This is a genomic window from Bradyrhizobium sp. Mp27 (genome assembly GCF_029953005.1).
GTDB lineage: Bacteria > Pseudomonadota > Alphaproteobacteria > Rhizobiales > Xanthobacteraceae > Bradyrhizobium > Bradyrhizobium barranii.
Map to the genome: position 1 here is coordinate 1 of NZ_JASAUS010000728.1, position 300 is coordinate 300.

A 300-nucleotide genomic window follows, 5' to 3' on the forward strand; every position below is an offset into this window, starting at 1 on the left:
CTTGACGACAGCGCCATCACGGTGTGTCGGAGCAATGCTGGATCGGAAGGCAAATCACTCATGCAAAGTGATTTTACAACAACTCCGCATGAGTGACGAGCTACTCTTGATACGGATCAACCAGCTCGCGCTGGCTGATCCACAACTCGCATCGGCACACGCTTCCAGTCTGAGCCATCGAGCAGCACCGAGAGTTGAGCATGAGATAGCGGCATGACGCCTTCCTTGATCGGCGGCCAGGTGAACTGCCCCTCGATTCTTTTGTAGTAAAGGACAAGGCCGCTTCCGTCCCAGGTCAGG

1 protein-coding gene is annotated in these 300 nt (G+C 55.3%); it reads right to left on the bottom strand.

Annotation, left to right across the window (positions count from 1 at the left end; all coding sequences use genetic code 11):
* Window positions 1-116 precede the first annotated feature (116 nt).
* Window positions 117-300, bottom strand: a 184-nt coding sequence (gene tnpB / locus QJT78_RS52470; protein WP_281460982.1) for an IS66 family insertion sequence element accessory protein TnpB, incomplete at its 5' end; no start/stop codon positions are given.